Below are 12,386 nucleotides of genomic sequence, written 5' to 3' on the forward strand. Positions count from 1 at the left end.
ATAGTCTTTGTTGTTGGGCTTTACTTGATGGTTCAAAGTAAAATTTAGGTTAAAAATTGCTGAGAGAGCTGAGAAAACTAAAACATTCATAAAGTTTTCCTAAATTCGCGCCTATTAATATTTTAAAATCGGTTGATTTAAAAATGTTTATACAACTAAAAAATCCAAATTTTAACATTTATTATTAAGGAATGAAAAGAATTTTATTTTCGTTGGCAGTTCTAGCTGCTAGCATGGTATCTAGTCAAGTATTAATTGACGATACCGGAAACACAGAAGCAGCAATTGAGGAGTCTGCGGCTTTACAAATTAACTCAAACGATAAGGGTTTACTCTTGCCAAGACTAGCAGAAGAGCCACAAAACGCAGTGGGTGGATTGGTCTATTTTGATACCAATGGTAAGTGTTTAAAAGCTTATGACGGAACAGCATGGCAGGTTTTAGGAACGGAATGTGCGCAATTGTACACAGTTTCTATTTCAGTGCCTGAACGAGTTTATGAAGGTGAAGATCAGGTATTTAACGTTTCTATTTCTCCTGCGGTTGAGCCAGGAACTTCTATTTCTATTGAGTACATTACATCTGAGATACCGGGTATTCCATTAGACTATATAGATTCTGCAACAGAAGATGAAGATTATGTAGGCGCTAGTGGTACTTTAACTTTTTATGAAGGTGAAACTAACAAAACAATATCTGTAACTACTAAAGTGGATGATATTGTTGAAAATTCTGAGCATTATGCTGTTTTAATTTCTTTAGGTGATATTGTAGGCAATGCTAATGTTAACATTAGTTATGATATTGCCGAAGGCATAATATTAGATAATGATCCAGGAGGTAGTACACCAATCGGAAATTTAGTTCAAAATGGAGGATTTGAAAGTGGAGGTAGTATAAACTGGTTTAATAATGACAATGGTGTAGTTGTAAGCGATGAATCACAAGAAGGGAATCATTCAATAAAATTTAGTGGGTTAGGTACGAAAAAATTGAATCAAACTATAACTATAACGCCTGGGGCAACTTATACAATTACATTTTGGTATAAAGTAGCTTCTGGTAATAATATGTCTGCAAGGATTTGGTCTTATTGGAGAAATGATTCAAGTAATATTTTTTCAAATTCTGATGAACTTCGTGGGCCGTCAGGCGGTTATTTGCAAAATAATAACAATCAATGGACAGAGTATACAGTTACTTTAACCGCACCTGCAAATGCTAATAAATTCTATTATGAAGTAAGAGCTTATGGTGGAGCAGTTGTATATTTTGATAACTTCTCTGTAGTTCAGCAATAAGGATATTTTTTAATATTCACCAAAACCCCGCCTGTGCGGGGTTTTTCTTTTTAACACCATTAGGAAAATAAAATCGAAAAGCTTTAGACGGAAGGTCTGAGGCTTTTTTTTTATGAAGTTAAATCGCGATTCTTTACCTGCTTTTATGAGTTAGAAAGCCTATGATATGTTGGATTTTGTCTTGTGTTCTCAAGGAAAGTAAAACAGCTGTTTAGGGATATAGGTGGAGAACTTGTTTTAAATAAGTCTAATTATTAAATTTAAGCATTGAAAATTATGTAATTAACATAATAATAGCTACATATATATGTATATTTGAATTATCAAATAACTCGACGCAAGGGATAGGTTTAACTTTAGCTTTACTTTGAACGAGCTATATTTGACTCACTTTTTATGAACCGATTTTGAAAACGCTCTCTACATACAAAAGAAGTCTATGGCGCTATATACTTGTAGCTCTATGGCTTTGTGGTACGCTTACTACATGGGGGCAAACCGTGCTGGAAAGAGGAGATGTTGCGATTCTGGGAGTGAATACTAATAATCAACTATGTGGTTCTAATACTGGTTCTGATATTATTTCGATAGTCTTTCTTAAAGATATAGAAACTGGTACCTCTTTCATTATGACTGATAATGGATATGGTAGAATTAATGATGGCTTTTGGGGGTCGACAGAAGGAACAATTAGATTTACATACGAAGGTTTACCAATAATTCCCAAAGGTACGGTTGTTAGATTCCAAACACAGATTTCTCCTGACAATATAGTTAAATCCATCACTCCATTGTTTTTAGAATGGAACATTGAAAAATTATCTGATGGAAATTTTGCAACTTTCAATATAGGAGTCAACGGCGACCAAATATACATATTAAGTTCAAATGGATGGGATAATGGAATTGATACACATCAGGCTACCTTTAATGGTGAGGTATATTATGGAATGACAACTTCGAGTTGGTGCACAAATTCTTGTGCAGGTACATCGTTTTCGCAACTTCATCCTGACATTGCTGATTGTCATTCACTTGAATTGAACGGGCCACCTAAAAAATATTCTATATATAAAGGTTCAACAGAAGCTACCACAAAGTTAGCATGGTTTGTTCGAATTAATAATCCTAATAATTGGCAGGACTATAATAGTTGTAATGATTATAACTTAAACGATACACTAGATTTTATAGAAATTGTTGATTCAGTAGAGTTATTATCAATTAACCCTGATACTATTTGTGAAGGTCAAAGTGCAACCCTAAGCTTTTCTTTGCCAGACACAGGTTATAATTATGATGTTGTATATAATGATGGAGAGTCAGATGTATCACTTACAGATATAAATTTTAATCATACTATTTCGGTTAATCCAACGCAAACAACAACTTATTCGATAGTTTCAATTTCAATTCATGGTGATTCTTGTCCAATTTTTCCAGATTTGGAAACAACTCAAGTGACTTTAAACGTTAATACATCTACTTCATCAATATTTGAAAATTTACCAATAGAATATTGTGAAGGAGAAGATGCTGTACTTTTACCTACAACATCTGATAATGGTGTTGAGGGAACATGGAGTCCTGCTTCTATTGATACCACTACTCTAGGAACTCAAACTTATACATTTACACCCAATGATGCTTGTTATTCAGAAGCTAGTTTTGATTTAACGGTTGTACCAGTCCCTGATAGAGATTATATAATTGAATTAAGTAATTCAGAGCATAATCAAGGCGATCAGCAATTTCAATTAAGAGGAACCTATGAAATGTGTGGGAATGATTTGTTTGACTTGCCCTTGGCTGAGCTTCAGGCTCTTTTAGCACATTTTGATTTGGTTTTAACGAGCCCAACGGGAGAAGAGATAGACTTAACTGATGAATATACTGATTGGAATGGGATTCTTCGTTTAATAGCACAAATGCAGGGTTTTGTGGAAGAAGGAACCTGGCAAGTACAGGTGTTTTATGAAGATGATAATCCAGCTTTGCCTTATAGTGGTTCTACTTGTAGCTGGTCAGGGAGTTTAGAGCTTATTATTCATAGTTCGCCAGATGCTGGAGAAAATGCTACACTTACTTTATGTGCGGGCGAAACACCTACGGAAGAGCAGTTGTTTGATACTTTAGGAGGATCGCCTGAACCGGGAGGGACTTGGTCTCAAAATGAAGATATATGGACTTATACCATTGAGAGTACAGCGCCATGTGGTAATGCTCAATCAACTGTGACTGTCAATTATCAAGCATTGATTATGCCGACATTTAGCTTAAGTTCAAATTATTGTCAATTTTCTGGTCCACATAATTTACCAACAACTTCGAATAATTCCATTATGGGAGATTGGTTTGAACACGTGTCTGGCAATTATATTCCAATATCTGAAATAAATACAGATTTAATTGGAGTTCAAACATTAGTATTTGTACCACACGATGGTCAAGGATGTGTGGATGAATATACAACTACTGTAAACATTAGAGATGCTGGTGGAATAGCTTTATACAATGGAAATGATATTGAAGTTCCAGAGAATATTATTGTTTTAGGGGATAATACAAATTATGTTGAATCACTCGTTCCCGGTAGTAATGGAACATTTACGAACTCAGATGATACACTTTTTACTATTGACCCTAGTACAGGTTTAATTACAACAAATAATAATGGATTGATTGGTGTTTCAACGGTAACCTATACATTGAATAATGGTTGTATGACCCAAATTCAAATTTCGATTGTTGGACCTAGTTTGCCTGGTGGAGTGGCTATTCCTAGCGTTTGGATGAAAGCAGATGAGAATCAACATTCATTAACCCGCGTTGTGCGTCCAGGAGGAAGAGTTTCTGAATGGGTAAATACGATGAGTGATAGAGCCGTAACTCAGATTACTAATTCTAAAAGACCTAGTTATATTGAAAATGACGCGAAATCATTTAATTATCATAGATATATCAAGTTTAATGCGGATAACCAACAAGTATTATTTAGAACACCTCCTTTAGATTATATTCATGTCCTAAACTCTACATTCTTTAATGTTTCTACGGCTCTTCCGGATTTGAATTCTGTTTTAATGACTTATAGAATCAGGCAACATTATGCTTTTATGTATAGGCCACACAGCAATGTTGAAACCGAAAATATTTATACAGCAGAGGGAGAAGAAACATCTTCATTATATCAAAATATTGTCAACTTAAATAGTGCTGCTCTTGGTCAGGATTATTATTCAAATGATGTTGCACGTATATTTGGATCGGTTGATAGTGCGTCTGACATTAAAGGTTTTGTGAATGAGGATATTCGCTCATTAAGTTTGAGAACACAAATACCTAAGAATTGGTATCAACCAAAATTTTCAATTGGAGCAAGAGATGTAGGTTATAACGGCCATACAGAATATAGTAATGATGGAATTTCGGAGATTATAATTTATGGTAGAGTATTAAGTGATTCAGAATTGCAACGTGTACGTACTTATTTAGCAATTAAGTATGGAATAAGTTTAAATCCAAATACAGTTGGGGCAAGCAATGACTATATAGACTCTCAGTCTAATTTAATTTTTGATCCTGAAGATCATGTAGGTTTTAACCATAATATTAGCATAGTAGGTAGAGATAACACAGGGATTAACACCGATGCAGAGGAGGCGAATAAAGATTTGTTTCAAAAGCAATCTCGCTCGGTTAACGATAATGGCTTATTGACGCTATATGTTGATAATAGTGTAGAGCAGAATACTTTATTTAATAGTGAAAATAGTATTTCTATGGGCTATCCGAATAGAAACTTTTTTGTAATTGCAGATAATGATGAGGATTTAAGTCTGAGTTGCATGGATGGTATGCAAAGAATGAATCGTGTTTGGAAAATGACAAGAGTTGGAAATCATCCTCGTGTTTCTATAGGTTTTGATCCTAATGAATTGCCTGAAGAGGTAACGACTCTATTGGTATCCTCTGATCCTAGTTTTCCTGCAAACAACACTAGTGTTCTTGAATTGAATAACTATACAGGAACGGGAACGGGAACGGCTTCAGCTAAAAAAGGTTATATTTTTGACTCTTCAAATTCTAATTTAGAAGATGTTCCAAATGGCAAGTACTTCACATTCGGAAATGTAATTACACCTAGCTTTTCTTTTGAAACTTCTTATTGTAAAGGTGATACTCCAGTTGCGTTACCCACTACTTCAGAGAACGGTGTTGAGGGAACTTGGAGTCCGAGTAGCATTAATACTTCACAGCCTGGAAGCTATAGTTATGTTTTTACTCCAAGTGCTGGAAATTGTGGTCTTCCTGTTACTATTACTGTAGAAATTACTGAAGATCTTGTATCCTTTAATAATTTAAATTTAACAGGTCATTGTGTTTATAGTGATGTTTCATTGGCTTTGGTAGACGATAATCAAGTGGTAGGTCATTGGGAAGATGCTGATGGTAATGATTTAGGAAATTCATTTACGTCCACCACTGCAGGCGACGTCATTATATATTTTGTTCCAGATACAAGTCAAGCTGGTTGTTATGATAGAACACCGTTTACCTTTACATTTATTTCTTGTCCATGTCCAGAGCTTGAAATCACGATTCAAGCTACAGAACCTATTTGTGCAGGTTCAAGTATTGAGTTAACTGCAATAATTACGGGAGATGCAGAATTTGATCGATGGGAAACTTCAGGAAATGGAAGTTTTTCAAACGAATATTCTAATGAAACAACTTATACACCTAGTCCAGAGGATATATTAAACAATGAAGTAATAATCACTGCGTTCACTACTGCACCTAATACGAATAATCCAAATTGCGGTCCAGTTTCAGATTCAGAAACGATTATAATTATAAGCAAGCAAATAGCTGAATTTGAACAATTAGAATTTAATATTTGTGAGGGAGAAGAATTCATACTTCCTACCCCCACGAATAATGTAGATGGAGCATGGTCACCAGCTGTTTATAGTGGAGAAGGAGATTATGTATTTACTCCTACTGCAGATTGTAATGAGACAACTACAATTAGTGTTTATGAACATGCCTTGCCACAGCTAGATAGTCCAGAAAATGTAGTGAGTTGTACATCTTATGAATTACCTATCCTAACTCATGGTAGCTATTTTACGGGGACTAATGGAACAGGAACACAACTTAGCGCTGGCGATGTTATTACGTCATCACAAACAATTTATGTATATGCCGAGACAGGTGGATCGAATAATTGCGCAGCTGAAACTAGTTTTGAAATCACAATTGTAGAATTACCAGAGGTAGATATATTAGATGATGTAATAGTTTGTGAGTCTTATGAATTGCCAAACTTAAGCCATGGTAACTATTATACAGAACCCGATGGAGCAGGAACAGAATTAAATGCGGGAGATTTAATAACCTCATCCCAAACTATTTATATATATGCTGAGACAGGAGGAAATCCGAACTGTTCTAACGAATCCTCTTTTGACGTTACCATTAAGCAAATGGCTGAAATTGTTTTTGAATCATTGACTGATTTAAGCATTTGTGGGAACATGTCTTTGCCAGAAGTAGATAGCCTAGATACCGAAGATGATAATAATGTTGCTGGAACTTGGTCTGTTGTGGAAAATAATAATGTCTATACCTATACATTCACACCAACAAATGAATGTTATGAAGCATATAGTTTCACGGTTAGTGTAGAAGATGTAATAACTCCAAACTTTGTGATACCTCCAAGTCAATGTGAGGGAGAGAGTTTTCCTTTAGAAAATGAATCACCAAATGGTATAACAGGTACTTGGTCTCCAGCTTTTGATCCATACAATACAACAACCTATACTTTTACTCCTGACGCTGGACAGTGCGCTAGTACGCAGGAGGTAACGATTATAATTAAAGATAAACCCATAACATCACCTATTCAACTATTGAATTGATGAAAATTAAAAACTCATATTATGAAAACGATTAAATTACTTTTGATTTTTCTTTTTGCATTGATAAGCATTGCTGTTAATGCACAACAAACTATTTGTTCACCTGAAGTCAAAAACTATACAGTGGACGTGAATGACCCCTCACCAGCAGGTTCTTACGAATGGACTTTGTTAGACGAGGCAACAACTGATTTGTCTGTTGAAATAACAAATGCTGATACTAATAGTATTTCAATTGATTGGAGTAGTGCAACTTTAGATGCCTATCCAAGACCGCATACTTTTACGTTGACGGTCGTTGAAACAGTGGATGGTTGTTCTGGAGAGCCTCAAGAAATACAAATTATCTTGCAGTCAGGATATGAAGCACCTACTATAACAGCTATTGCAAACGCATTTTGTGTTGGAGATATTGAATTCTTTAACTTAACTGGAGGAACTCCTAATGCTCAAGTCACTTATACAATAACTAGTGATAACGCAGGATTTACGCCAATAAATGCTACGGTTGTATTAGGTAATAACGGAGATGCTACGATTGCGATTCCAGGCTTAACAGATGCTAACACTACGGAGGTATTTACGCTTACATTAACAGAAGTTGATGATGAAACAGATACTGATAGTTGTTCTGCATTGATATTAGACCCAGCAGATTCTACTATGAGTGTAACGGTGAATCCAATTCCAACAACAACAGAGATTATTTTTGATTAATCACTTATTGATGAAATGAGTTCTAACCTCTCTACATATCATTTAGGCTTTGTGCTCACCTTATTCCTCATATTCTGTATGGGGAGTGAGGTGAATGCGCAAGTGCCAACGCAAACGATATGTACGCAAGATGCGATGCCCAAATCCTATAAAGTGGATTGGGAAGAAAATGGAGGGGAAGGAACTCCTGGTTCAACTTATACTTGGGAGATATTAGAGGGAAGTTATAATGACTTAATTCAACCTACTACAGGGTCTGGAAATCAAATAGAAATTGTTTGGTCTACTGTTCCAGTGGGAACTTATACTTTGGTGGTAACAGAAACCACTAACTCTGGTTGTTTTAATCAAGAGGAGCTAGAGGTTATATTAGAAAACTGTGATTGCGATAATCCAGTTGAAGTATATATAAATGATGTTCAACCTATTTGCGAGGGTGAGACAATTCAATTATCAGCTGAAATTATTAATGCTTCTACTGTTCAATGGTTTACCGCTGGAGATGGAGTGTTTGATGATAGTACGAGCTTTACGCCTGTATATACGCCGGGTAATAATGATATAAACAATGGGTTAGTGTCTCTTTCTGTAGTAACAGACGATCCAGTTGGCGTATGTGATGCTGGAAATGCTTCCGTTGAATTAATTATCAATTCGCTTTCACAAGTTGATATGAGTTCTGTGAATGTGAATCATTGCTTAGGAAGTAGTTTTGAATTACCAACATCGGTAGAGGGAATTAGTGGAACATGGCAAGATGAAGAGGGAGAAATAGTTACACAACTTAATACCTCAACGATTGATGATGATTTAGTTTATTCTTTTATTCCTGATGATGATCAAGGCTGTTATGTAAATTCGACCGTGAGTTTTGTGATAGAGGCTTTAATGGATTTAAGTTTCGAAGAATTACCAGAGGAAAATGTTTGTGATGTTGCCGATTTACCAATGGTGGAGAATTTACCAAACAGCTCGGAGCAAGGAGTAGCCGGCGCGTGGACTCAGGAAGACAATCAAGATGGAACTTATACTTATACTTTCACGCCAACAGATACTTGTTACAATGAGTTTACTTTCACCGTGACTGTTACAGAATCTGTTGATGCTGAATTTGCTTATGTTGACGCTTCAGTTTGTGATGTAGCGGATCTTCCGTTAGTGGATGATTTAGCAACTCAAGACGACAACGGAGTTGACGGAACTTGGTCGATTAACCAGGTCGATGAGGTTTATACTTATACCTTTACACCATCTGGAGAATGTTATAATGAGTTTGTTTTCACGGTGACAGTAACGGACTCTGTAGATACTGAGTTTGATTATACAGATTCTTCAGTATGTGATGTAGCGGATCTTCCGTTAGTGGATAATTTAGAAACGGAAGATAATAATGGCGTAGCCGGAACTTGGTCAGTTAGTCAAGTCGATGAGGTTTATACTTATACCTTTACACCATCTGGAGGATGTTATAATGAATTCACTTTTGTTGTATCAGTAACTTCTTCAGTTGATACTGAATTTGACTATACAGACTCATCAGTTTGTGATGTTACAGAAATTCCTGATGTTTCAACTTTAGCTCCTCAAGACAATAACGGTGTTGATGGAACATGGACAATGAATCAAGTTGATGATGTTTATACTTATACATTCACACCAACCGATTCTTGTTTTAATGAATTCACTTTTGTTGTAACTGTATCCTCTTCAGTAGATACAGTATTTGACTATACAGACTTATCAGTTTGTGATGCTGCAGAACTTCCAGCAGTTTCAACTTTAGCTCCTCAAGACAATAACGGTGTATTTGGAACATGGTCAGTGAATCAGGTTGATGATGATTATATCTATACATTTACACCATCTGGAGGATGTTATAATGAATATTCATTTGTTGTAACAGTAACTTCTTCAGTAGATACTGTATTTGACTATACAGACTCATCGGTCTGCGATGCTGCAGAACTTCCAGACGTTTCAACTTTAGACTCTCAAGATAATAATGGTGTTGATGGAACTTGGACAATGGGTCAAGTCGATGAAGTTTATACTTATACTTTCACACCATCTGGAGGATGTTATAATGAGTTTGTTTTCACGGTGACAGTAACGGACTCTGTAGATACTGAGTTTGATTATACAGATTCTTCAGTTTGTGATGTAGCGGATCTTCCATTAGTTGATAATTTAGAAACGGAAGATAATAATGGCGTAGCCGGAACTTGGTCAGTTAGCCAAGTTGAAGATGTTTATACATATACTTTCACGCCAATAGATTCTTGTTATAATGAGTTTACTTTCACGGTAAATGTTAGTGATTCAGTTGATGCAGTATTCACTTACACAGATAGTGCAGTGTGTGATGTTACAGAACTTCCAGAAGTTTCAACTTTAGACTCTCAAGATAATAACGGTGTTGATGGAACATGGTCAATGAATCAAGTTGATGATGTTTATACTTATACATTTACTCCAACAGATACTTGTTACAATGAGTTTATTTTCACAGTAACTGTTAGCGATTCAGTTGACACTGAATTTAGTTACACAGATAGTGCAGTATGTGATGCTGCAGGTCTTCCAGTTCTAGAAGATTTAGCAATTCAAGACAATAACGGTATTGATGGAGCTTGGTCAATGAATCAAGATGATGATGTTTATACTTATACATTCACACCAATAGATTCTTGTTACAATGAGTTTGGTTTTACTGTAACTGTTAGCGATTCAGTTGACACTGAATTTACTTATACCGATAGTTCCGTATGTGACGTGACAGAACTTCCAGAAGTTTCTACTTTAGGCTCTCAAGACAATAACGGTGTTGATGGAACATGGTCAATGAACCAGGTTGATGGTGTTTATACTTATACCTTTACGCCAATAGATTCTTGTTATAATGAGTTTAGCTTCTCCGTAACTGTTAGTGATTCAGTTGACACTGTATTTAATTATGTAGATAGTTCCGTATGTGATGCTGTAGAGCTTCCAGAAGTTTCAACTTTAGACTCTCAAGATAATAACGGTGTAGCTGGAACATGGTCAGTGAATCAAATTGATGTTGTTTATACATATACTTTCACACCAACAGAAGATTGTTACAATGAGTTTAGTTTTACTGTAACTATTAGTGATTCAGTTGATACCGTATTTATTTACACAGATAGTGCAGTATGTGATGTCACAGAGCTTCCAGAAGTAGGAGAATTAGCAACTCAAGACAATAACGGTATTGATGGAACTTGGTCAGTGAATCAAGTTGATGATGTTTATACATATACTTTCACGCCAACAGATACTTGTTACAATGAGTTTAGCTTCACTGTAACTGTTAGTGATTCAGTTGACACCGTATTTACTTACACAGATAGTGCAGTGTGTGATGTTACAGAGCTTCCAATAGTTTCAAACTTAAACCCTCAAGACAATAACGGTGTTGATGGAACTTGGTCAGTTAGTCAAGTTGATGGTGTTTATACTTACACCTTTACACCATCTGGAGGATGTTATAATGAATATTCATTTGTTGTAGCAGTAACTTCTTCAGTAGATACTATATTTGACTATACATACTCATCAGTCTGCGATGCTGGAGAGCTTCCAGCAGTTACTAATTTAAACACTCAAGACAATAACGGTGTTGATGGAACATGGACTGTTGCTCAAACAGGCGATGATTATACCTATACGTTCACGCCATCTGGAGGATGTTATAATGAATATTCATTTGTTGTAACAGTAACTTCTTCAGTTGACACTGTATTTGACTATACAGACTCATCAGTCTGCGATGCTGCAGAACTTCCAGCAGTTACTAATTTAAACTCTCAAGATAATAACGGAATTGACGGCGCTTGGACCGTGAATCAAGTTGATGATGATTATACCTATACATTTACACCAACAGGCGGATGTTACAACGAGTTTAGTTTCACGGTAACAATAACAGAAACAGTTGCTACTGAGTTTAATTATGTTGACGCTTCAGTTTGTGGTGTAGCGGATCTTCCGTTAGTGGATGATTTAGCAACTCAAGACGACAACGGAGTTGACGGCGCTTGGTCAGTTAATCAAGTAGATGATGTTTATACATATACTTTCACACCAACAGATACTTGTTACAACGAATTTAGCTTCACAGTAACTATTAGTGATTCAGTTGACACTGTGTTTACTTACACAGATAGTTCCGTATGTGATGTGATAGATCCTCCAGAAGTTGGAGGTTTACAAACAAACGACAACAACGGTGTAGCTGGAACTTGGTCGGTAGATCAGGTTGATGGTGTTTATACTTATACATTCACACCATCTGGAGGATGTTATAATGAATTTACTTTCGCGGTAACTGTTAGTGAATCAGTTGACACTGTATTTACCTACACAGATAGTTCTGTATGTGATGTTGCAGAACTTCCAGAAGTTTCAACTTTAGACCCTC

General features: G+C 35.9%; 4 protein-coding genes. All 4 read left to right on the forward strand.

The features are described from left to right. Positions 1-191: 191 nt before the first annotated feature. Positions 192-1,301, forward strand: a complete 1,110-nt coding sequence (locus NLM59_RS09395; RefSeq protein WP_304417524.1) for a carbohydrate binding domain-containing protein — start codon at positions 192-194, stop codon at positions 1,299-1,301. Positions 1,302-1,708: 407 nt separating this feature from the next. Further along, a complete protein-coding gene (locus NLM59_RS09400) occupies positions 1,709-7,228 on the forward strand; it encodes a hypothetical protein (protein ID WP_304417525.1) in 5,520 nt (1,839 codons plus the stop codon). A 21-nt stretch (positions 7,229-7,249) separates the two neighbouring features. After that, complete coding sequence (locus NLM59_RS09405) at positions 7,250-7,945, forward strand: hypothetical protein (RefSeq protein WP_304417526.1); 696 nt, start codon at positions 7,250-7,252, stop codon at positions 7,943-7,945. Positions 7,946-7,960: 15 nt separating this feature from the next. Continuing rightward, positions 7,961-12,386, forward strand: a 4,426-nt coding sequence (locus tag NLM59_RS09410) for an RHS repeat domain-containing protein (protein ID WP_304417527.1), incomplete at its 3' end; no start/stop codon positions are given.

Source organism: Profundicola chukchiensis, assembly GCF_029664245.1.
Taxonomy (GTDB): Bacteria; Bacteroidota; Bacteroidia; order Flavobacteriales; family Weeksellaceae; genus Profundicola; species Profundicola chukchiensis.